Here is a 22,647-nt window from a genome sequence, read left to right as displayed (position 1 = left end):
GGGAATTGGCGGTAGGAAGAAGGACGAGCGAGGTATCTGAAAGCAACACCGGTCAATGTGGGAGGGGGCTTGCCCCCGATAGCAGTGGATCAGTCAAAGATGCTTCAACTGACATTCCGCCATCGGGGGCAAGCCCCCTCCCACAAGGGATTTTCAGTGTTTAGAGGGTCAGCGTAAGGCGCTTTACCAAGGCCCCCGGCAACAGGTTGGACGAGGTATTGCGCTGGCTATAGGTACTTGGCGACAACAACAACTCCCGCTCAGCCGTCAGCGCTTCCAGCTGCGACCCCAGCAAGCTATACACACTGTCATCAAACCGCATGGTACTCACCGGCGCCTTGATCTCACCGTCTTCCACCCAGAACGTGGCAAACCGCGTCATGCCCGTGAGGCGCGCCGCCGGCAGGTCGGAGTAGTTCAAGTACCACAGGTTGCTGATGTACAACCCGGTGCCCAACTGCTTGAGGATATCGGCCTGGGCCAGGCTACCCGCCGCCATCTGCAACGCACTGGGCGATTCATCGCTGCTGGCGCCGTTGGTGCTCAGACCGTATTCGGCGGCGCTGCGGGAGTTGATTAACTGGCCTTCGGCCTTGCCCGCCTCGATCAACGTGACATCGCCACGCGGGTAGCCTTCGGTGGAGAACGCCTGGCTCAACGAGCCGCTGACCTGCTCGGCCACCGTCACCAACGGGCTCAGGGACTGTTCGCCTGCATAGAGCTTTTGCAATGAACTGCCCTTGCTGGCGATGGCCTGGGCGGAGAAACCACCCCAGGTAATGATGCTGATGATTTCTTCAATCGCCGCTGGCGCGAGGTAGGCGCGGTATTGCCCAGGCGCCAGTGTGTGCAGCGGACGGCCAAGGTACTCCAACTGCTCGCGGGCCTGCTGGAAACGCGCGGCAAATTCGGTGCTGTCCCACGTGTGCCCGGCGTAGCTGGCCTTGACCGCCTCGCCATTGGCGTGGAACAGGCTGAAATCGAAATTGAAGCTATTGGCCTGGTGCCAGCCAAACGCCCCCGATGAACTGGCAAAGCCACGGCTGATCGGCCCGGCGGCATAGAACCCCACCAGGTCCACGCCGTCTGCGGCACGGCTGATGTCTTCCAGCACCAGGGCCAGTTCCGGCAGCGGTTGCGCCTGTTCGTTGTTGCTCTGCCAGGCGTTGTGGTTCAGCAGCAGGTAAGGGTCGGGGGGCAACAGCGGCAAGGTTTCGCGCAGTTGTTGCAGGCCGTCGGCGAGGCGCTGCAGGTCAACCTGCGGTTCGCCCGCGAGGGTGATGGCCAGGTCGGCGTGACGCCCGTCATTGATCAGTTTCAGGTTGACGCTGGCCTGCTGTACCTGGCCCGCCTGGCGCACCTTGGCGTGGTTGAACCGCACGAACTCGGACGATTCATCCGCATAGCCCAGGTGGAATTGTTCGCTGTCGGTGATGGCCTGCGTGAGCCATTCCACCAATGCCTTGAAGTTGTTCATCAGGCATCTCCCCCGAATACATCAACGTTGCTGAACACACAGGCCGGCGAGGCGTGGCCGACGCGAATTACCTGGTTGGGTTCGCCTTTGCCGCAGTTCGGCGTGCCCAAGACCTTGAAGGTGCTGGCGTCGCCGACCGCGCTGAGGTTGCGCCAGAACTGCGCGGAAATCGCCCGGTAGTTGGGGTTTTTCACCACGCCCTTGAGCTCGCCGTTTTCGATCAACTGGCCCCACTCGCAGCCGAACTGGAATTTATTGCGCGCATCGTCGATGGACCACGAACGGTTGGTCGACATCAGGATGCCGTTTTCGATACCGCCCACCAGTTGCGCCAGGCTCTGGTCGCCGGCTTCGATATTCAGGTTGGCCATGCGGTCGATGGGCGCACGGTTCCAACTGCTGGCACGGCTGTTGGCGACGCCACCCATGCCCGAACGGAATTGCGACAACGCGCCGCCCAGTGGCTTGAGCAACAGGCCTTCGCGAATCAGGAATTGTTTGCTCGCGGCGGTGCCGTCGTCGTCATGGCCGTAGCTGGCGAGTTGCTCGGGAATGTCCGGGTCGAAGGTCACGTTGAGCAACGGTGAGCCGTATTGCAGCTGGCCAAAGTCGCTGGCCTTCACAAAACTGGTGCCGGCGTAGTTGCGCTCATCGCCGAGGATACGGTCCAGCTCCAGCGGGTGGCCGATGGACTCGTGGATCTGCAAAATCATCTGGTCGGGCATCAACAGCAGGTCACGCGGGCCGTTGGGCGTATTCGGGGCGAGCAGCAATTGCAGGGCTTCGTCGGCGATGCGCGGCGCGGCGCCGGCCAGGCCGAAGCGGTTGATCACTTCAATGCCGCCCTGTTGGCCGAAATTGCTGCCGCCGAGGGTGCGGGTCTGGCTGTCGTGGCCGTCGTAGGCGGTGACGTTGACGCCGGGAAACACAAAGCGCTGGGCCTGGCGCAGTTCGGCGCCGGCGTTGTTGAGGTAGATCTGCTCGACGTGGGTCAGGCCGAGGCTGACTTCCCAGCTCACCAGACGGTCATCCTTGGGGACTGCGGCGGATTCGCTGCCGAGCAATTGGTAGCAGTCGCTCAAGGAAGGGAAGGGCTGGTCGAGTTCGGGGGACAGGTAGTCGGCGACATCGCTGGAGACATGTTGGTCGCGTAGATCCAGCAGGGCATGGGGCTTGATCAAACGCGCCTGTTGTTCGGCACGCTCAAGGGCGGCTTGCAGGCCGGCCAGGGAGATATCGTTGGTCGCCGCGTAGGCTTCCACACCGTTGAGACGCACGGTGAGCATGGCGCCTTCGTCGTGGTTCAGGTGCGGCGGTTCGGCAACGTTTTTGCGCACGGCCAGGGAGTGGCCGGATTCGCGCACGTAACGCAGCGAGAAAAATTCGGCGCGGGTGCGCAGGGCTGCGAAGTGTTTTTTGAGTGTGGCGTGGTAGTCGAACATGGGGCCTTCCTTGTGGGCGGGCTCGTCGCGGGCAGGCGGACAGAGTAGCTGATCAAGGAGGAGGTGAGCACCTGTGGCGAGGGAGCTTGCTCCCGCTGGGCTGCGCAGCGGCCCCAAAAATCTTGGGAGCGCTTCGCACTCCAGCGGGAGCAAGCTCCCTCGCCACAAAGTACATCAGTTACTGTGCTGTTGGGCCTACTTCACGCATCGGCTTGCCACGCACCGGCGCATCGCCGGCCACGTAGTAGTCGGCAGTGCTGCGCGGCAGCGGCTGGCGGCCACGGATCTTGTCGGCGATTTTCTCGGCGATCATGATCGTCGGCGCGTTCAGGTTGCCGGTGGTGATGATCGGCATGATCGACGCATCCACCACGCGCAGGCCTTGCATGCCATGCACGCGGCCTTCGCCATCCACGACCGCCATGTCGTCGGTGCCCATCTTGCACGAACAGGACGGGTGGAACGCGGTCTCGGCGTGCTCGCGGATGAACTTGTCCAACTGTTCATCGGTTTGCACTTCGATGCCCGGGCTGATTTCGCGGCCACGGTACTGGTCCAGGGCTGGCTGCTGCATGATTTCACGGGTCAGGCGGATGCCGTCGCGGAATTCCTGCCAGTCCTGCTCGGTGGCCATGTAGTTGAAGAGGATGCTCGGGTAGTCCCGTGGGTTCTTCGACTTGAGCTGGATGCGACCACGGCTCGGCGAACGCATGGAGCCCATGTGCGCCTGGAAACCGTGCTCTTGCACACCGTTGCTGCCGTTGTAGTTAATCGCCACCGGCAGGAAGTGGTACTGGATGTTCGGCCATTCGAATTCTTCACGGGTACGGATAAAACCGCCCGCTTCGAATTGGTTGCTGGCGCCGATGCCGGTGCCGTTGAACAGCCACTCGGCACCGATGGCCGGTTGGTTGTACCAGAGCAGCGACGGGTACAGCGACACCGGTTGGGTGCAGGCGTATTGCAGGTACAGCTCAAGGTGATCCTGCAGGTTTTCGCCGACGCCGGGCAGGTCGTGGACCACCGGGATGTCGAGGCTTTCCAGCAGTTTGGCCGGGCCAACGCCGGAGCGTTGCAGCAATTGCGGCGAAGCGATTGCGCCGCTGCACACCAGTACTTCTTTACGGGCGCGGGCTTCAACGCGCTCTTCGGCGGCGCCAATCAGGTAACGCACGCCAACGGCACGCTTGCCTTCGAACAACACTTTGTCGGTCAGGGCGTGGGTGACGATGGTCAGCGTCGAACGCTTCTTGGCGGTGTCCAGGTAACCGCGCGCGGTGCTGGCGCGACGGCCTTTAGGCGTGACGGTGCGGTCCATCGGGCCGAAGCCTTCTTGCTGGTAGCCGTTCAGGTCGACGGTGCGCGGGTAACCGGCTTGCACGCCGGCTTCAACCATGGCGTGGAACAGCGGGTTGTTACCGGCTTTGGGCGTGGTCACGCTGACCGGGCCATCGCCGCCGTGCCAGTCGTTCGGGCCGATGTCGCGGGTTTCGGCTTTGCGGAAGTACGGCAGGCAATCGAGGTACGTCCAGTTTTCCAGGCCTGGCAGTTTTGCCCAGCCGTCGTAGTCCATGGCGTTGCCGCGGATGTAGCACATGCCGTTGATCAGCGAAGAACCACCCAGGCCCTTGCCGCGACCGCATTCCATACGGCGGCCGTCCATGTGCGGCTCTGGATCGGTCTCGTAGGCCCAGTTGTAGCGGCGGCCTTGCAGCGGGAACGCCAACGCCGCAGGCATTTGCGTGCGGAAGTCGAAACGGTAGTCGGGGCCGCCGGCTTCCAGCAGCAGGACGGTGACGCCTTCGTCTTCGGTCAGACGGGTCGCCAGGGTGTTACCGGCGGAGCCGGCACCCACAATGATGTAGTCGTATTCTTGGGACATTGGATGTACCCCTTTTTGAAGTGTGGTCAGGTAGGGCCTCATCGGGGGCAAGCCCCCTCCCACACTGACTGTGTTCACAAATCCAGATATGTAAATACAGTCAAATGTGGGAGGGGCGGTGCGACGATTCGACTTGCCCCCGATGGCGGCCTCACAGGCAATACAGGACTCGGGTGTTAGAACACCGAGGCGTAATCGCCCAGCTCAACCTGTACCGATTTGATGCGGGTGAAGTTGTTCAGCGAGCTGATGCCGTTCTCACGGCCCACACCGGATTGCTTGTAGCCACCCACTGGCATCTTCGCGTCGGACTCGCCCCAGGCGTTGATCCAGCAGATACCCGCTTCCAGCTGATGAATCACGCGGTGCGCGCGGTTCAGGTCTTTGGTGACCAGGCCGGCCGCCAGACCGAAGTCGGTGTCGTTGGCGCGGCGGATCACTTCTTCTTCGGTTTCGTAGGTCAGGATCGCCATGACCGGGCCGAAGATTTCTTCACGCACGATGACCATGTCGTCGGTGCAGTCGGTGAATACAGTCGGCGCCACGAACGCGCCTTTGGCGAAGTCGCCAGCGGTCAAACGCTCGCCGCCGCACAGCAGGCGTGCGCCTTGCTCTTTGCCCTTGGCGATATAGCCCAGCACGCTTTCCATGTGTTGGAAGCTGACCAGCGGACCGAAGTTGGTGTTCTCGTCTTCCGGGTTACCCACACGAATGCGCGCAACACGCTCGGCGATCTTGGCTTCGAACGCGGCTTGCAGGTGCTTCGGTACGAATACGCGGGTGCCGTTGGTGCACACCTGACCGGAGCTGTAGAAGTTGGCCATCATCGCAGTGTCGGCGGCGCGATCCAGGTCGGCGTCGTCGAAGATGATCAGTGGCGACTTGCCGCCCAGTTCCATGGTCACGTCTTTGAGCGAGGAGCTCGACGCGCTGGCCATGACCTTCTTGCCGGTGTCGGTGCCGCCGGTGAAGGAGATTTTTTCGATGCGCGGGTGCTCGGTCAGCCAGGTGCCGACTTCACGGCCGCTGCCGGTCAGTACGTTGAACACGCCCGCCGGAACGCCGGCTTCGGTGTAGATCTCGGCCAGTTTCAGGGTGGTCAGCGAGGTGACTTCGCTTGGCTTGAAGATCATCGCGTTACCGGCGGCCAGGGCCGGTGCGGATTTCCACAGGGCGATTTGGATCGGGTAGTTCCACGCGCCGATACCGGCGACCACGCCCAGCGGCTCGCGGCGGGTGTAGACGAACGAAGTGTCGCGCAGTGGGATCTGCTCGCCTTCGATGGCGGGCACCAGGCCTGCGTAGTATTCCAGTACGTCGGCGCCGGTAACGATGTCGACGTACTTGGTTTCGGAGAAGGCTTTACCGGTGTCCAGGGTTTCCAGGGCGGCCAGCTCATCGTTGCGCTCGCGCAGGATGTCGACGGCACGGCGCAGGATGCGCGAACGCTCCATGGCGGTCATGGCGGCCCAGATTTTCTGGCCTTTTTCGGCGCTGACCACGGCGCGTTCAACGTCGTCAAAGGTGGCGCGTTGCACTTGGGCGAGGACTTCACCGTTAGCCGGGTTGATGGCGTCGAAGGTGGCATCGCTGCCAGCGTCGCTGTAGCCGCCGTCAATGTAGAGTTTTTGCAGTTCGAAACGGGCCATAAAGTCCTCGCAAGTGCATAAGTGGTTGGCGCGGTTCGGGCGTTGAGCGGTTATGTGTGCTCTGACGTACCCTGCTTGGCCAATTGGAAATCCATGTATTCGTAAGCGATCCGTTGCGCCTGCTCCGTGTCGAAAGCGTCTCCCGACAGGGCGCCGCGCAACCACAAACCGTCGATCAGGGCCGCCAGCCCTCGGGCTGCCTTGCGTGCACGCGGCAGCGGCAGCACTCGGCGGAACTGGCAGCACAGGTTGGAATACAGACGTTGATCGTTGATCCGCTGCAACCGGTGCAATGACGGGTGGTGCATGCTGGTGGCCCAGAAGGCCAACCAGGTTTTCATTGCCGGGCCGTTGACCTGGCTGGCGTCGAAGTTGCCTTCGATAATCACCTGGAGGTGCGCCCGTGGGCTGTCATCCTTCAGGGCGCGCCTGCGTTCGTGGACGTTGTCGATCAGCGCGTTCATCAGGTAACGCATGGTCGCTGCGATCAGGCCGTTCTTGTCCTGAAAGTAGTGACTGATGATGCCGTTCGAGACGCCGGCCAAACGGGCGATCAGCGCAATGCTGGCATCCCCCATTCCGACCTGATCGATGGCCGTGAGCGTGGCTTCGATCAACTGCTGGCGGCGTATGGGTTGCATACCGACCTTGGGCATGTAGCACCTCTCCTTTGGCCTGCCGATGGGCGATAAACGTCCGTCGGCTTGATGGCCAGTCTATTTTGTTTTGATTGAACGTTCAATCAACAAAGAATAAGATCTGCGACAAATGGTCGCTGCCTACAGGTTTTTCCTGCCTGGGAGCCGCGACATCCGGCACCCGCAAAAACCCTTGAAACGCCCTGTCTACCGCTTCGGTAGGGGTGCAAGGATTTTCGGGGTGTCTTTATAACACCCGTCCGTCGACTGCCGATAAATCGATGTCCCGGGATAACCGTTGCCTTGTGTTTCTCTTTCGCACTGCCCGGAGCATCTGCGCCATGAGTTCTGCCTCTCTTATAAAGACCCCGCCGGAAAAGGTGCGGGTCAACGGTTGGGTGTTCTACACCTCCACCGCGTTGATTCTGTTGTTGACTGCCATCCTGATCATCGCCCCGCAGGAGGCCGGGCGCATGCTCGGCGTCGCCCAGGCGTGGCTGTCGAAAAGCTTCGGCTGGTATTACATGGTGGTCATCGCCGCTTACCTGGTGTTCGTGGTCGGCCTGGCGTTTTCCTCCTACGGCAAATTGAAACTGGGCAGCAAGGACGACACCCCGGACTTCAGCTACGGCGCCTGGGCCGGCATGTTGTTCTCGTCGGGTATCGGCATCTCGCTGCTGTACTTCGGCGCCTCGGAGCCGTTGGACCACTACTTCAACCCGCCCGAAGGCGCAGCGGCCAGCAATGGCGCAGCGCGCCAGGCGCTGCAACTGACGTTCCTGCACTGGGGCCTGCACGGCTGGGCGATCTATGCGTTGGTCGGCCTGGCCGTGGCGTACTTCGCGTACCGACATAACCAGCCGCTGGCCTTGCGTTCGGCGCTGTACCCGCTGGTGGGCGAGCGTTGGGTGAAGGGCGCGGCCGGCCATGCGGTGGACGGTTTCGGCATGTTCGTGACCTTGTTGGGCCTGGTGACGAACCTGGGGATTGGTTCGATGCAAGTGTCGTCGGGGTTGGAAAACCTGTTCGGCATGGAACACAGCAACACCAACCTGTTGATCGTGATCATCGTGATGAGCACCGTGGCGACCATCGCCGCCGTGTCGGGTGTGGAGAACGGCATTCGCCGTCTGTCCAACCTCAACATTGTGCTGTTCAGCGGTCTGCTGATTTTTGTGCTGCTGTTCGGCCCGACTTTGCACCTGCTCAACGGCCTGGTGCAGAACACCGGTGACTACCTCAACGGCATCATCCTGAAAACCTTCGACCTGTATGTGTACGAAGGCGACGCCGACAAGACCGAGCGCTGGATGGGCCTGTGGACCCTGTTCTACTGGGCGTGGTGGATTTCCTGGGCCCCATTCGTGGGCATGTTCATCGCGCGTATTTCCCGTGGTCGCACGGTGCGTGAACTGGTGGCCGGCGTGTTGCTGATCCCACTGGGCTTTACCCTGGCGTGGCTGTCGATCTTCGGTAACTCGGCGCTGGACCTGGTGCTGAACCACGGCGCGGTGGAGTTGGGCAAGACCGCCCTGGAACAACCGTCCATGGCCATCTACCAACTGCTTGAGCATTACCCGGCGTCGAAAGTCGTCATCGGTGTGTCGATCTTTGTGGGCTTTGTGCTGTTCCTGACCCCGGCGGATTCCGGCGCGGTGATGATGGCCAACCTGTCGTGCAAAGGCGGCAATGTGGATGAAGATGCGCCGCACTGGCTGCGGATCTTCTGGTCGGCGGTGATCACCCTGGTGACCATCGGCCTGCTGTTCGCGGGCAACTTCGAAGCCATGCAGACCATGGTGGTGCTGGCGGGGCTGCCGTTCTCGGTGGTGCTGGTGTTCTTTATGTTCGGTTTGCACAAGGCGATGCGCCAGGACGTGGCCATCGAACAAGAGCAGGCGCAATTGGCCGAGCGCGGTCGTCGTGGTTTCAGCGAACGCCTGACTGCGCTGGACCTGCAGCCGAGCCAGGGCACGGTGCAGCGTTTCATGGACAAGCACGTAACGCCGGCGTTGGAAGAGGCCGCCGTTGCGCTGCGTGACCAAGGGTTGGAGGTGCAAACGCTGTTGGGCAAATCCAAGCGCTGCATCGGTGTGCGCATCGAGAGGGAAGAGGGCAACCCGTTTGTCTACGAAGTGAGCCTGGACGCTTACTCGTCGGCACCGAACGACCTGCCCGAGGAAGAGCGCACGCGTTACTACCGGGCTGAGGTCTACCTGCACAACGGACCTCAGGAATACGACCTGATGGGCTTCACCCAGGAGCAAATTACCCGGGATGTGCTCGATCAGTTTGAAAGCCATCGGCAGCTCCTTGGCCGGGTTTATAGCTGATAGTTGAAGCCTGGTGGTGTCCTCACTGACACCACTGGGTCCAACTGTGTAAACAGATCCAAATGTGGGAGGGGCGGTGCGACGATTCGACTTGCCCCCGATTACAGTGTGTCAGTCAGTACATCTGTTACTGATCCACTGCTATCGGGGGCAAGTCGAATCGTCGCACCGCCCCTCCCACATTGACCCAGTTTCTACAGTTGGTTTTGCAGTGTTGGTTAGCCCAGATTTTTGCCTAGCAGGGCATGGTACAACTCACTGTCCCCCAGAATCCCCACCACCTGGTTGTTGTCATGCAACACCAACTTATTCCCGGTGTGATAACGAATCTGCAACGCATCGCGCATGCCGATATTCGAGTCCACCAGCGTCGGCAACCGACCCAGGCCTTCCACCGCTTGCCCCGGTGCCCAATTCTGCAAGTTCATCACCGCACCATTCTGACGAGCACCTTTAATGGTGTTGCCTTCGGCCAGGTCCAGCCATGAATCGCCACCCGGGTCCAGGCATACCGAGCCGTTGACGCGCTTGCAGTTGTCCAGCGTGCGCATCAGGCTGCGGCCGCACAGCACGTTCAGCGGGTTGGTGTGGGCGACGAAGGTGCGCACATAGTCGTCCGCCGGGTTCAGCACGATTTCTTCCGGCACGCTGTACTGGATGATCTTGCCGTCTTTCATGATCGCGATGCGGCTACCCAATTTGAGCGCCTCATCCAGGTCGTGACTCACGAACACGATGGTCTTGCTCAGCTTGCGTTGCAGCTCCAACAGCTCATCTTGCAAGCCTTGGCGGATCAGCGGGTCGAGGGCCGAGAAGGGTTCGTCCATCAGCAAAATATCGGCGTCCATCGCCAACGCACGCGCCAGGCCGACGCGTTGCTGCATGCCGCCGGACAGCTCGTCGGGCTTCTTGTTGCGCCATTGGGCCAGGCCCACCAGTTCGAGCTTTTCATCCACCAGCTTGCGTCGGTCTTTCTCCGGACGGCCTTGCATCTCCAGGCCGAAGCTGATGTTTTCGCGCACCGTCAGCCAAGGCATCAGGGCGAACTTCTGGAACACCATGGCGATGCGTTTGGTGCGCATCATTTTCAGCTCGGCGGGCGTGCAGGAGGCGATGTCGATCTGGCGCCCTTCATGCTCCACGAACAGTTGGCCACGGCTGACGGTGTTGAGGCCGTTGATGCAGCGCAGCAAGCTGGATTTGCCGGAGCCCGACAGGCCCATCAGCACGCAGATTTCGCCTTTTTCGATATCCAGGCTGGCTTTTTCTACGCCGACAATCTGCCCGGTCTTTTTCAGGATCTCGTTGCGGCTCATGCCCTGGTCCAGCAGCTTGAGCGCTTCGCGTGGGTCTTTGGTGAAGATCACGTCGACATTGTCGAATCGGATAATGCTCATGCATCACCCCCTACTTTGGCGTCGGGTTGTTTGCAGATGCGGTCGAGCATGATGGCGAGCAAGACGATGGCCAGGCCCGCTTCGAAGCCCAGGGCAATGTCAGCGGTGTTGAGTGCGTTGACCACCGGTTTGCCGAGACCGTCGGCGCCCACCAGGGCCGCGATCACCACCATCGACAGCGACAGCATGATGCATTGGGTAATACCGGCAGCGATGCTCGGCATGGCGTGAGGCAGTTCGATGCGCGAGAGCAACTGACGGCGCGAGCAACCAAAGGCTTTGCCGGCGTCGAGCAGCTCTTGGGGAACGTCGCGGATACCCAGGTAGGTCAGGCGGATGGGCGCGGCAATCGCGAACACCACCGTGGAGATCAAACCGGGCACCACACCCAGCCCGAAGAGGGTCAGGGTAGGGATGAGGTAGACGAAGGTCGGTACGGTCTGCATCAGATCGAGCACCGGCCGCATCATGGTGTAGAACAACGGTTTGTGCGCGGCAACAATGCCCAGCGGCACACCGATGACCACGCAGACCAGGGTGGCGAACAGCACTTGCGCCAGGGTCTCCATGGTTTCCTGCCAGTACCCCAGGTTGAGGATCAGCAGGAAGGAGGCGATGACGAACACCGTCAGGCCCCATTTGCGTTGAATAAAGTGAGCCAGCAGCGCAATCAGACCGATCAATGCCAGCGGATTGAACCAGGTCAGCGCGAACGTCACGCCGTGGATCATCGTTTCCAGGGTCGATGCGATTGCGTCGAAGTAGTTGGCACCGTGTTGGGTCAACCAATCGACGAAGGCAGCGATGTACTGGCCTAGTGGGATTTTCTGTTCAGTCAGCATGGTAGTGAATGTCCACATGCGAAGAGGGAAAACATCCCGGGGCAGCGCACCGCCCCGGGGACAACGGATTACTTGGCGAGGTAGGCTTTTACGGCGTCGAGTCCTGGTTTGCCATCAACGGTGGTGACACCGGCGAGCCAGGTGTCGAGCACTTGCGGGTTGGCCTTGAGCCAGGCCTTGGCGGCGGCGTCAGGCTTTTGTTTGTCGTCCAGCACTTTGCCCATCAGGGTGCTTTCCATGTTCAGGGTGAACGACAGGTTTTTCAGCAACTGGCCCACGTTGCTGCATTCTTCGGAGTAGCCCTTGCGGGTATTGGTATAGATGGTGGCCTGGCCGTAGTTGGGGCCGAACGAGTCGTCACCACCGGTCAGGTACTTCATCTTGAAGCGGGTGTTCATCGGGTGAGGTTCCCAGCCGAGGAACACGATGGCCTGGTCGCGCTTGGAGGCACGTTCAACCTGGGAGAGCATGCCGGCTTCGCTGGACTCGACCACTTTGAAGCCTGCGGTTTTCAGGCCGAAGGCGTCTTTGTCGATCAGCGTCTGGATGGTGCGGTTGCCGTCGTTACCCGGCTCGATGCCGTAGATCTTGCCGCCCAGTTCGTCCTTGAATTTGGCGATGTCGGCGAAGTCTTTCAGGCCTTTGTTGTACAGCGCCTCGGGCACCGCCAGGGTGTACTTGGCGTTCTCCAGGTTGGCGCGCACGGTTTCCACGGTGCCGGCATCACGGTACTGCTTGATGTCGTTTTCCATGGTCGGCATCCAGTTGCCGAGGAAGATGTCCATGTTCTTGCCGTCGGCCAGGGACTTGTAGGTCACCGGAACCGAAATCATCGTGGTGCGCGGCTTGTAGCCCAGGCCCTTGAGGACTTCGCTGGTGGTCGCGGTGGTGACGGTGATGTCGGTCCAGCCGACATCGGAGAAGTTGACGGTCTGGCATTGAGCCGGTTCTGCAGCGTTCGCCAGGACTGGCAGACTCAGCATGGCGGCCAATAACAACGAGGGTGAACCTTTCATGGGGCTAGACTCCTGTGTGTTTTCTGGCGGCATTTACCGCGCTTTATAAGTGTTGCGTTCGAGCGTGCGATGACAGCTCTGGCACGGCGCCTTGCAAACGAGTCGAGACTGATCATGTACCAGTGAAAATCTGACGCCTACAGGGGGCGTCGTAACCAGTACAGGGATGGTCGTATCCAGTGTCGGTGACGTCGCTTACAGATTTTTCCAGGGGCAAAACCAAGGTTTTTACCCTTCTGCACCGCTAAAAACGGCCAAAACGCCTGTTCGCACGAGGGCGGCGTTAGTGAGCATGGTTACGTCGGTGTGAGACGCCGTGACGGGCAACAAAAGCTAGATGATGCCGCTATTCGGGCGGATTGAGCGTAGCAGGTAGCCCGTGCTTATCGAGGAGTTCCACGGCAATGGCTATCAGCGTTTTCGACCTGTTCAAGATCGGCATCGGGCCTTCGAGTTCTCACACCGTCGGCCCCATGCGCGCCGCGGCGTTGTTCGTTCAAGGTTTACGTGAACGTGAGGTGTTGGAACAAGTGCGGCGCGTAGAAGTTCAGCTCTACGGCTCATTGTCGGCCACCGGCATCGGCCACGGCAGTGACACCGCGACCATCATGGGCCTGATGGGCGAGTGGCCGGACGCAATCGATCCGTCGCAAATCGGCCTGCATATCCACACCCTGCGCGAGACCGACACGTTGCTGTTGGACGGGCGTCTGCCGGTGCCGTTTGTGTGGGCAAGGGACATGCGTCTGCTCGACGAAAACCTGCCGTTTCACCCCAATGCCATGACCCTGGTGGTGTATGGCGATAACGGCGAATTGCACCGGGATACCTACTATTCAGTGGGCGGCGGTTTTGTGGTGGATGAAGCCCAGGCGCAAAGCGGCGTGGCGGATATGGACCGCACCGTATTGCCCTATGATTTTTCCAGCGCGGTGGAGCTGTTGCAGCTGTGCAAGACCCACAACCTGCGCGTCGCCGAATTGATGCTGGCGAATGAAAAGGTCTGGCGCTCCGAAGAGGAAATTCGCAGCGGCCTGCTGAAGCTTTGGCACGCGATGCAAGATTGCGTGGAGCAAGGCCTCAAGCACGAGGGCATCTTGCCGGGCGGTCTTAATGTGCGTCGGCGCGCGGCCAAGTTGCACCGCAGCCTGCAAGAGTTGAACAAGCCGAATGTGATCGGCTCGACCTTGAGCGCCATGGAATGGGTGAACCTGTTCGCGTTGGCGGTCAATGAAGAAAACGCTGCCGGCGGGCGCATGGTCACTGCGCCTACCAACGGTGCTGCGGGCATCATTCCGGCTGTGCTGCATTACTTCATGAAATTCAGCGAGGAAGTCACCGAAGCCAACGTCGTGGATTACATGCTCGGCGCGGCGGCGATAGGCATCCTGTGCAAGAAGAACGCCTCGATCTCCGGTGCCGAAGTGGGTTGCCAGGGTGAAGTCGGTTCGGCCTGCGCCATGGCCGCTGCCGGGCTGGCGGAAATCCTCGGTGCTACGCCGGAGCAACTGTGCAACGCTGCCGAGATCGGCCTGGAACACAACCTGGGTCTCACCTGCGATCCGGTGGGCGGGCTGGTGCAAGTGCCGTGCATCGAGCGCAATGCGATTGCGGCGGTGAAGGCGATCAACGCAGCGCAGATGGCGTTGCGTGGGGACGGCCAGCACTTTATCTCCCTGGACCGGGTGATCCGCACTATGCGCGATACCGGGGCGGATATGCATGACAAATACAAGGAGACATCGCGGGGTGGGTTGGCGGTGAGTGCCGTCGAATGCTGATGTGGTCGGCTTCTGTGGCGAGGGAGCTTGCTCCCGCTGGGCTGCGAAGCGGCCCCAAAATCTTGGGAGCGCTTCGCACTCCAGCGGGAGCAAGCTCCCTCGCCACAAAGTAAATGCCCTGCTCACAAAGTGCCCACCCAAACCAAAAGCGCCACCTTTTAGCGCGTCGCAAACAGATAAGTAGCTCCCAAACGATTTCCTGCCTAACGACTGTCTCTCTGTGCTCTGGGTGACAGACTTCTCCTACAGCCCCAAAGCGCCTTCCCACAAGTGCTACCGAACTGCTCACACCCGTTGGGCGGGCTCATTCCTACCGCCAATTCTGGCCATATCCATACTTCCGGCGCGGGCTTATCTAGACGCGTCAAAAGGTCGTTTTTAGGAGTTATTGGACGGCCATTCAAGTTTAGGCATGGCATTTGCTCTATCAATTCAAAGCCTCTCTCTGCACCAGATGAAGAGCGCAATAACAAGAGCCTCGCCTGAGGCCATCACCCGCTTTGTGTGAGGAGATACCGCGATGACGTCGTTCAACTCAGGGGCCCAACCCCAGAACCGTGCGCCTCAATCCATCGGCTTTTTGCTGCTGGACAATTTCACGCTGATTTCCCTGGCTTCCGCAGTCGAACCACTGCGCATGGCCAACCAACTCTCTGGCCGCGAGCTGTATCGCTGGACCACTTTGAGTGTTGACGGCAACCAGGTGTGGGCCAGCGACGGTCTGCAAATCACTCCCGATGCTTCCATGCACAAAGCCCCGGCCCTGGACACGGTGATCGTGTGCGGCGGCGTGGGTATTCAGCGTACGGTCACCCGTGAGCATGTGTCGTGGCTGCAAAGCCAGGCGCGCCAGTCGCGCCGCTTGGGCGCGGTGTGCACCGGCAGTTGGGCCCTGGCCTGCGCCGGTCTGCTGGACGGTTTTGATTGCAGCGTGCACTGGGAGTGTTTGGCCTCGATGCAGGAAGCCTTTCCGCGTGTGGCCATGAGCACCCGCCTGTTCACCCTCGACCGCAACCGCTTCACCAGCTCCGGCGGCACCGCGCCGCTGGACATGATGCTGCACCTGATCAGCCGCGATCACGGGCGTGAACTGTCCGCCGCGATCTCCGAGATGTTTGTGTACGAACGCATCCGCAACGAACAGGATCACCAGCGCGTGCCGCTCAAGCACATGCTCGGCACCAACCAGCCGAAACTGCAGGAAATCGTCGCGCTGATGGAAGCCAATCTGGAAGAGCCTATCGACCTGGACGAATTGGCGGTGTACGTCGCCGTGTCCCGTCGTCAGTTGGAGCGGCTGTTCCAGAAATACCTGCACTGCTCGCCGTCGCGCTACTACCTCAAGCTGCGCCTGATCCGTGCACGGCAACTGCTCAAGCAAACGCCGATGTCGATCATCGAAGTGGCGTCGGTGTGTGGCTTCGTGTCCACGCCGCACTTTTCCAAGTGCTACCGCGAATACTTCGGCATTCCGCCGCGGGATGAGCGTGTGGGGTCCAACACCACCCAGCAAGTGGCGATGATGCCGATTCCGCAGGCGCTGGTGTTGTCACCGCTGGCGGGGCCGATGTCGGCGTTGAGCCAGGCGCGCAATGAGTCGACGTTTGCCAGTGTAAGGCTGTAGACCGAGTCGCCTGCATCGGGGGCAAGCCCCCTCCCACCCTTGATTTGTGAATACATTCAAAAATGTGGGAGGGGGCTTGCCCCCGATAGCAATCTATCAGGCCCCAGAGCTCTGCTTGAACTGCACAAGCGCCGGCAACAACTGCTTATCGATCGCCTGCCTCACCGCCGGCAAGATCGTCGCGCTGCCGGTGTACATCTGCTCCACCATGCCCTTGAGCGCCTTGGCCCGCGCCGCACTCAAACCGCGCACGGCACACTCGCACGCCTGCTCGGCAGTCGCGCCGCTGGACACCTCGAAACCCAACGAGCGCAGCTGGCTCAGCAGGTCATCCTGGTCAATCAAATCCGCATGCATCATGACGTTTATCCTGGTGAAGGGAGCGGGGTTTGACTGGGATTCTGGTAGCCGCCCAAGCGGTCGGCAAGGGCAGATTGCACGAATGCCTCAGATGGCTATGAGCATGTCGTTTTCGGGCCATTTACCGACAGAAGTAATAGGCACACTGAATGCCAGGCACGCAACCTGAAGGTTTGGTCACCCTCTCGAAGCACCGCTCACACAAGGCACTCTGCCCCGATCTTGTCACGGCTTGATCGGGGCTTTTTTTATGCCGATAACCCGGCCGAGCAGGGCAGGCAGCGGCAGGTCGGTTTGCTCGGCAGTGATGGCGGTGAGTCGTTGCAGGGTTGTCTCGGTGAACGGGGTTGCTTGCGGGCCAGCGAGATCGACGTGCAGCAGCATCTGTTCGTTGCCCGCCAGTTCCTTCTCATCACTTGTCAGATGCAGGCTGTGATAGAGGTGCAGGCGCTTGGCGTCATGGTCGATCAGTTGAGTGCGTACTTCCACTTCGGCGCCCAGTTTCACTTCATGCAGGTAGTTTAGGTGCAGCTCCAGCGTGAACAACGAGTGGCCGCTGGCTTCGCGGTTCTGGCTGTCCAGGCCCAGTGTGTCCATCAGCGCATCGGTGGCGTAGCTGAAGATCAGCAGGTAGAACGCGTCGCGCAGGTGGCCGTTGTAGTCCACCCAGTCGGGTTGGAGGGTGGTGGTGTAGGTCGTCAGTGCTGGCATGCTTAGTACTCGGTCAAAAATGTGGGAGGGGGCTTGCCCCCGATAGCTGTGGGTCAGCTACAGATGTATCAACTGACAGTCCGCCATCGGGGGCAAGCCCCCTCCCACATTGGGTTATTCGGCGAAGCTCATACCGTGCTTGGCCTTGGTAGTTTTTACCGCCTCCAACACCGCCAACAAGCAATCATCACGATAGCGCTCCAGCGCCGAAATGCTGTGTGTGCCGAGCTGGTCGCTGGTGCCCTCGACGACATCATCAATCAGCTTATCGGTCAGCTCCGGTGCTGGCAGGTACGTCCACGGCAACTGTAGCGCCGGGCCGAATTGCGCCATGAAGTGGCGCATGCCCGCGTCGCCACCGGCCAAGGTGTAGGTCAGGAACGTGCCCATGAACGACCAGCGTAAGCCGGCGCCAAAGCGTATGGCGTCGTCAATTTCCCCCGTGGTCGCCACACCGTCATTGACCAGATGCAGCGCCTCCCGCCACAGCGCTTCCAGCAGGCGGTCGGCGATAAAACCGGGGACTTCCTTGCGCACATGCAGCGGGCGCATGCCGAGGGATTCGTACACCTTGATTGCCGCTTGAACCGCCTGCGGCGCTGTGTGCTTGCCGCCGACCACTTCCACCAGCGGCAACAGGTAAACCGGGTTGAATGGATGACCCACCACACAGCGTTCCGGGTGGGTCGAGCCCTCGTAGAACTCGCTGGGCAACAGGCCCGATGTGCTGGAGCCGATCAGTGCATTCGGCTTGGCCGCTGCGCTGATCTTACTGTGCAATTCCAGTTTCAGCTCCAGGCGCTCCGGGGCGCTTTCCTGGATGAAATCGGCGTCTTTCACGCACTCTTCAATCGTCGATACAAAGCGCAGGCGGTCTTGGGAAGCACCGGGCGCCAGGCCTTGTTTTTCCAGGGCGCCCCAGGCGTTGGCAACGCGTTTGCGCAGGGCGGCTTCGGCGCCGGGGGCGGGGTCCCAGGCGACCACATCGAGGCCGTGGGCCAAGGCGCGGGACACCCAGCCGCTGCCGATGACACCACTGCCGAGGGCGGCGAAGGTTTTGATTTCGGTGATAAAACTCATTGGCAACATTCCTGAATAGTGTGATGTACCCCTGTGGGAGGGGGCTTGCCCCCTCCCACATTTTTAAGTGCGTTTAGTCAGGCCCATTTTTTTGCGGCCTTCGGCAGGGGTCATGACACGCGCACCCAAGCGGCTGAGGATTTCACTGGCCCGCTCCACCAACTGCCCATTGGTGGCCAGCACGCCTTTGTCCAGCCACAAGTTGTCCTCCAACCCCACCCGCACATTGCCCCCCAGCAGCACCGCTTGCGCCGCCATTGGCATCTGCATGCGGCCAATACCAAAGCCTGCCCACACGGCATCGGCCGGCAGGTTGTCGACCATGGCCTTCATGGTGGTGGTGTCGGCCGGTGCGCCCCATGGAATGCCCAGGCACAGTTGGAACAACGGGTTGTCGAGCAGGCCTTCCTTGATCATCTGCTTGGCAAACCACAGGTGGCCGGTGTCGAAGATTTCCAGCTCGGCTTTGACACCCAGCTCTTGAATGCGCTTGGCGCCTGCTCGCAGCTGGGCCGGCGTGGACACGTAGATGGTGTCGCCATCACCGAAGTTGAGGGTGCCGCAGTCCAGGGTGCAGATTTCCGGCAGCAGTTCTTCAACGTGGGCCAGGCGGGTCAGCGGGCCGACCAGGTCAGTGTTGGGGCCGAACTCCATCGGGTTCTCGCCGCCGCCGATCTCCAGGTCGCCGCCCATGCCAGCGGTGAGGTTGACGATGATGTCGATGTCGGCCTCGCGAATGCGCTCCATCACCTCGCGGTACAGCGCGACGTCGCGGCTGAATTTGCCGGTTTCGGGGTCACGCACATGACAGTGCACAACCGTGGCACCGGCCTTGGCGGCTTCCACCGCAGCGGCGGCGATTTGTTTGGGGGTGACCGGCACGTGTGGGCTGCGGCTGGTCGTGTCGCCAGCACCGGTGAGTGCGCAGGTGATGATGACGTCGTGGTTCATGGGGCGGTTCCTTACAGGCGTGGTGGTGCCGTTCGCAGCCGGTGTCGGCTGCGAAGCGGTGATTGGGTTTGGGTTACTTGCTGGTCAATTGCAGGTTGGCCGCAGCCGGTTTGCCGTCGAAGGTGGTCACGCCTTCCAGCCAGCGTGCCTGGTCTTGTGGGTGATCCTTGAGCCACTGCCTGGCGGATTCAATGGGGTCCTTGTGATCCAGCAACGGCTGCATCATCCGGCTCTCGTCGGCGGCGGTGAAGGTGAGGTTGGTCAGCAGTTTGTGCACGTTGGGGCACTGTTCGGCGTAGGTCGGCGCGGTCACGCTCCACACGGTGGCCATGCCTTCGTTCGGGCCCAGGGCGTCGTCGCTGCCGGTGAGGTAGGTCATGGCGACGTTGACGTTCATCGGGTGCGGCGCCCAACCAAAGAACACCACGGCTTCCTTGCGGCGTACCGCACGGTCGACGGCGGCGAGCATGCCGGCTTCGCTGGATTCGACGAGCTGGAACTTGCCCAGGCCGAATTGGTTCTTGGCGATCATCGCCTTGATCTGCGTATTGGCGCCCGAACCCGGCTCGATCCCGTAGATCTTGCCGCCCAGTTCTTTTTCGAACTTGGCGATATCGGCGAAGGTTTTCAGGCCCTTGTCCGCCAGGTAAGTCGGCACAGCGAGGGTGGCGCGCGCGTCTTCCAGGCTGGGTTTGTCGAGGACTTTGACTTGCTTGGCGTCGACAAACGGGGTGATGGTCTGGGTCATCAGTGGGTTCCAGTAGCCCAGGAACAGGTCCAAGCGCTGGTCGCGAATGCCGGCGAAGATGATCTGCTGGGAAGCGCTGGTCTGTTTGGTCTTGTAGCCGAGGCCATCGAGCAACACTTGGGTCATGGCGCTGGTGGCGATCACGTCGGTCCAGTTCACCACGCCCATGCGCACGTTCTGGCAAGATGCCGCGTCGGCCGCCATCACGTTGGTGCTCAAGAGGGCGCTGGCGCTGAGCGCAAGCACGTAGCGGCTGATCAGTCGGTTCATGGTGATTCCCTCGGCAGGTCGTTATTGTGGTTGCCGGTGTCTTTGTGCACCGTGACGCCACGTTACGCAGCTTGGGGGGCAACAAAACGCACGGCGGCGACCGACTCTTGCACTGCAGCGACCTGTCCCCTTGAATCCACCCGGAAACGGGAGTATCACAGTGCCACGCTGTCCGTCCGACGAGAGCGCCACCATGTCCCAGGATTTCTATTTCTTGCTGATGCCGGGCTTCTCGGCCATTGGCTTTATCTCCGCGCTGGAACCCCTGCGAGTGGCCAACCGCTTTCGGGGCGAGTTGTACCGCTGGCACGTGCTGAGTGCCGATGGCGGTGCGGTATTGGCGAGCAATGGCATGTCGGTCAATGCCGATGCGGCGCTGGAGCCGCTGAACAAAGGCGCGACACTGTTGGTGGTCGCTGGCTTTGAGCCCTTGCAATTCACGACGCCAGCGCTGGAACACTGGCTGCGCCGTCTTGACCACGATGGCGTGACCCTTGGCGCCATCGACACTGGCGCCTGTGTGCTTGCCGAAGCCGGCTTGCTCGACGGCCATCGCCTGACCCTGCATTGGGAAGCCGTCGAGGCGTTCAAGGAGTCGTATCCGCACTTGAGCGTCACCCAGGAGCTGTTCGAAATCGACCGTCGCCGCATCACCTGCGCCGGCGGCACCGCCTCCATCGACCTGATGCTCGACCTGATCGCCCAGGCCCATGGCCCGGAGCTGGCGATCCAGGTCTCCGAACAATTCGTACTCGGCCGCATCCGCCCACGCAAAGACCACCAGCGCATGCAGATCGCCACGCGCTACGGCGTCAATAACAAGAAGCTGGTGCACGTGATCGGCGAGATGGAACAACACACCGAACCACCGCTGACCACCCTGGCCCTGGCCGAATCGATCAAAGTCACCCGCCGCCAACTGGAGCGCTTGTTTCGCCTGCACCTGAACGACACCCCGAGCAACTTCTACCTCGGCCTGCGCCTGGAAAAAGCCCGGCAGCTGTTGCGCCAAAGCGACATGAGCGTGCTGGAAGTGAGCATTGCGTGCGGGTTTGAGTCGCCGTCGTATTTCACTCGTAGTTACCGGGCAAGGTTTGCGAAATGTCCGCGGGAGGATCGGCGACGGGAGGTGGTTTGACGGCCAATTATAGTCAATTATACTCGTGACTATAATTTATAGTCCTTTCCATAATTGAGTATAAAACCATGTCCAAGCACAGCGGCTTCGTATTCCGCCGCCCCACCCTGGCAAGCAGCATCGCTGACGGTTTGGTGGGGGCTGGTATCCAGGATTTCACCTCCGGCCTGTTTCTCGCGGCGCCGCGTCGCACGGGCAAAAGTACTTTTCTGCGTGAAGACCTGATCCCGGAGTGTCAGCTTCGGGGCTGGATGACGGTGTATGTCGATCTGTGGGCCGACAAAGAGAAAGATCCAGCCGAGTTGATTGCCAGTGCCATTGCCGCCGCCCTGGCGCCCTATGAAAAGGGCATTCGCAAGCTGGCCAAAAACATCGGCATCGAGAAATTGAGCTTTTTACGAACCCTGTCCTGGGACTTTACCAAGCCACAGTTGCCGGTTGGTGCAACGCTGGCTCAAGCACTGGAACTGCTCCACAGTGCGGCAGAGAAACCCGTTGTGCTGGTGATTGACGAGGCGCAGCACGCGTTAACCAGCGAATCAGGGATCAATGCGATGTTTGCGCTGAAGGCCGCAAGGGACCAGCTCAACCAAGGGCGCGACGAGGAGGGCAGTGGCTTGCATCTGGTGTTCACCGGCTCGAATCGTGACAAGTTGGCTCATTTGGTATTAGGCAAGAGCCAGCCGTTCTTCGGCTCCAGCATCACCGCGTTTCCGCTGCTGGGCAGAGAGTTTACCCAAGCGTACACGGTGTATATCAACGCGCTTTTGGCCGACACCAACCAGTTCAACGCTGCTGACATTGATGATGTCTTTGAGTTGGTGGGGCGTCGTCCAGAGATGTTGCGCACCATCATCGGTGAAGTAGCGCTTGAGTTGGGGGGGGCGAGTAGTCTGGGTCAGCTGTTGCACAGCCGCGCCGAATCGTTGCGCGCTGGTGTGTGGACCGAGTTCGAAAGTGCCTGGAACGCCCTGACCATCCCCCAGCGTGCGGTGCTGGACGTGATGGTGGATCGTTCGCAAAGCGACGAACCCTTCGCACCCTTTACCGACAGCACCCTTGCCGCGGTGAGCAAGAAACTGGAACAGATGGGCAGTGACGTGGTGCCGGGCACCCAGACCATCCAAGCCTGTATCGATGCGTTGCGCGACAAGGAACTGGTATGGAAGTCGAGCCGGGGGGGTTATGCCTTGGAAGACAAGTCCTTCGGTGATTGGCTGCAATACAAGCGCCAGGCGCGTGCCTGAAGGCAACACAGGACAAATGTGGGAGCGGGCTTGCTCGCGAATGCGGTGGTTCAGTCGCTGA

Annotated in this window: 18 protein-coding genes; 5 read left to right on the top strand and 13 right to left on the bottom strand. The window is 60.8% G+C overall.

The window, feature by feature from the left end:
* Nucleotides 1-160: 160 nt before the first annotated feature.
* The 5 genes from DYL61_RS02030 to betI form a co-directional block, all read right to left on the bottom strand.
* Nucleotides 161-1,477 carry a TldD/PmbA family protein gene (locus tag DYL61_RS02030; protein WP_135307000.1) on the bottom strand — a complete coding sequence of 439 codons (1,317 nt, stop codon included), beginning with the start codon at nucleotides 1,475-1,477 and terminating at the stop codon, nucleotides 161-163.
* Nucleotides 1,477-2,919 carry a TldD/PmbA family protein gene (locus DYL61_RS02025; protein ID WP_135306999.1) on the bottom strand — a complete coding sequence of 481 codons (1,443 nt, stop codon included), beginning with the start codon at nucleotides 2,917-2,919 and terminating at the stop codon, nucleotides 1,477-1,479. Before DYL61_RS02025 ends, DYL61_RS02030 begins: the two co-directional genes overlap by 1 nt.
* 178 nt (nucleotides 2,920-3,097) lie before the next feature.
* The gene (gene betA, locus DYL61_RS02020; protein WP_135306998.1) at nucleotides 3,098-4,801 is read right to left on the bottom strand and encodes a choline dehydrogenase; all 1,704 of its coding nucleotides are present in this window, start codon (nucleotides 4,799-4,801) and stop codon (nucleotides 3,098-3,100) included.
* Between the two features lie 176 nt (nucleotides 4,802-4,977).
* A complete protein-coding gene (betB, locus tag DYL61_RS02015; protein ID WP_135306997.1) occupies nucleotides 4,978-6,450 on the bottom strand; it encodes a betaine-aldehyde dehydrogenase in 1,473 nt (490 codons plus the stop codon).
* A 50-nt stretch (nucleotides 6,451-6,500) separates the two neighbouring features.
* Nucleotides 6,501-7,106: a transcriptional regulator BetI gene (betI, locus tag DYL61_RS02010; protein ID WP_135306996.1), complete on the bottom strand. Its 606-nt coding sequence runs from the start codon at nucleotides 7,104-7,106 to the stop codon at nucleotides 6,501-6,503.
* Nucleotides 7,107-7,486: 380 nt separating this feature from the next.
* Here betI and DYL61_RS02005 point away from each other — a divergent pair, with 380 nt between their 5' ends.
* A complete protein-coding gene (locus tag DYL61_RS02005) occupies nucleotides 7,487-9,421 on the top strand; it encodes a BCCT family transporter (protein ID WP_238704513.1) in 1,935 nt (644 codons plus the stop codon).
* Nucleotides 9,422-9,639: 218 nt separating this feature from the next.
* Here DYL61_RS02005 and choV read toward each other — a convergent pair whose 3' ends face one another.
* The 3 genes from choV to DYL61_RS01990 form a co-directional block, all read right to left on the bottom strand.
* On the bottom strand, nucleotides 9,640-10,818 hold the full coding sequence (choV, locus tag DYL61_RS02000) for a choline ABC transporter ATP-binding protein (RefSeq protein WP_135306994.1): 1,179 nt from the start codon (nucleotides 10,816-10,818) through the stop codon (nucleotides 9,640-9,642).
* Complete coding sequence (gene choW, locus DYL61_RS01995) at nucleotides 10,815-11,660, bottom strand: choline ABC transporter permease subunit (protein WP_105697781.1); 846 nt, start codon at nucleotides 11,658-11,660, stop codon at nucleotides 10,815-10,817. The genes choV and choW overlap by 4 nt, the downstream gene beginning before the upstream one ends.
* A 68-nt stretch (nucleotides 11,661-11,728) precedes the next feature.
* On the bottom strand, nucleotides 11,729-12,676 hold the full coding sequence (locus DYL61_RS01990) for a choline ABC transporter substrate-binding protein (protein ID WP_105697782.1): 948 nt from the start codon (nucleotides 12,674-12,676) through the stop codon (nucleotides 11,729-11,731).
* A gap of 404 nt (nucleotides 12,677-13,080) precedes the next feature.
* Between DYL61_RS01990 and DYL61_RS01985 the strand changes: the two genes are divergently transcribed.
* Entirely contained in the window at nucleotides 13,081-14,457 is a 1,377-nt protein-coding gene (locus DYL61_RS01985) for an L-serine ammonia-lyase (RefSeq protein ID WP_135306993.1), read from the top strand.
* Between the two features lie 520 nt (nucleotides 14,458-14,977).
* Nucleotides 14,978-16,081, top strand: coding sequence for a choline metabolism transcriptional regulator GbdR (gene gbdR, locus DYL61_RS01980; protein WP_032884022.1), 1,104 nt, complete (start codon nucleotides 14,978-14,980; stop codon nucleotides 16,079-16,081).
* 96 nt (nucleotides 16,082-16,177) lie between these two features.
* On the opposite strand, the gene DYL61_RS01975 is transcribed toward gbdR, so the two are convergent.
* The 5 genes from DYL61_RS01975 to DYL61_RS01955 form a co-directional block, all read right to left on the bottom strand.
* On the bottom strand, nucleotides 16,178-16,441 hold the full coding sequence (locus DYL61_RS01975; protein WP_105521017.1) for a hypothetical protein: 264 nt from the start codon (nucleotides 16,439-16,441) through the stop codon (nucleotides 16,178-16,180).
* A gap of 225 nt (nucleotides 16,442-16,666) precedes the next feature.
* Nucleotides 16,667-17,152: a thioesterase family protein gene (locus DYL61_RS01970; RefSeq protein ID WP_135306992.1), complete on the bottom strand. Its 486-nt coding sequence runs from the start codon at nucleotides 17,150-17,152 to the stop codon at nucleotides 16,667-16,669.
* Nucleotides 17,153-17,266: 114 nt separating this feature from the next.
* On the bottom strand, nucleotides 17,267-18,232 hold the full coding sequence (locus DYL61_RS01965; protein WP_135306991.1) for an L-carnitine dehydrogenase: 966 nt from the start codon (nucleotides 18,230-18,232) through the stop codon (nucleotides 17,267-17,269).
* 63 nt (nucleotides 18,233-18,295) lie between these two features.
* Nucleotides 18,296-19,183 (bottom strand): 3-dehydrocarnitine:acetyl-CoA trimethylamine transferase CdhC, encoded by an 888-nt coding sequence (cdhC, locus tag DYL61_RS01960; protein ID WP_105697787.1) that lies wholly within the window; start codon nucleotides 19,181-19,183, stop codon nucleotides 18,296-18,298.
* A gap of 73 nt (nucleotides 19,184-19,256) precedes the next feature.
* Nucleotides 19,257-20,201, bottom strand: a complete 945-nt coding sequence (locus DYL61_RS01955) for a choline ABC transporter substrate-binding protein (RefSeq protein ID WP_135306990.1) — start codon at nucleotides 20,199-20,201, stop codon at nucleotides 19,257-19,259.
* Nucleotides 20,202-20,394: 193 nt separating this feature from the next.
* Here DYL61_RS01955 and DYL61_RS01950 point away from each other — a divergent pair, with 193 nt between their 5' ends.
* Both DYL61_RS01950 and DYL61_RS01945 read left to right on the top strand, forming a co-directional pair.
* The gene (locus DYL61_RS01950; protein ID WP_167497926.1) at nucleotides 20,395-21,339 is read left to right on the top strand and encodes a GlxA family transcriptional regulator; all 945 of its coding nucleotides are present in this window, start codon (nucleotides 20,395-20,397) and stop codon (nucleotides 21,337-21,339) included.
* 68 nt (nucleotides 21,340-21,407) lie between these two features.
* Nucleotides 21,408-22,586: an AAA family ATPase gene (locus DYL61_RS01945; protein WP_135306988.1), complete on the top strand. Its 1,179-nt coding sequence runs from the start codon at nucleotides 21,408-21,410 to the stop codon at nucleotides 22,584-22,586.
* Nucleotides 22,587-22,647 lie beyond the last annotated feature (61 nt).

It is taken from the genome of Pseudomonas nabeulensis, from assembly GCF_004682045.1.
In the GTDB taxonomy this organism is placed as follows: domain Bacteria; phylum Pseudomonadota; class Gammaproteobacteria; order Pseudomonadales; family Pseudomonadaceae; genus Aquipseudomonas; species Aquipseudomonas nabeulensis.
This window is presented reverse-complemented; position numbering and strand designations above follow the sequence as displayed.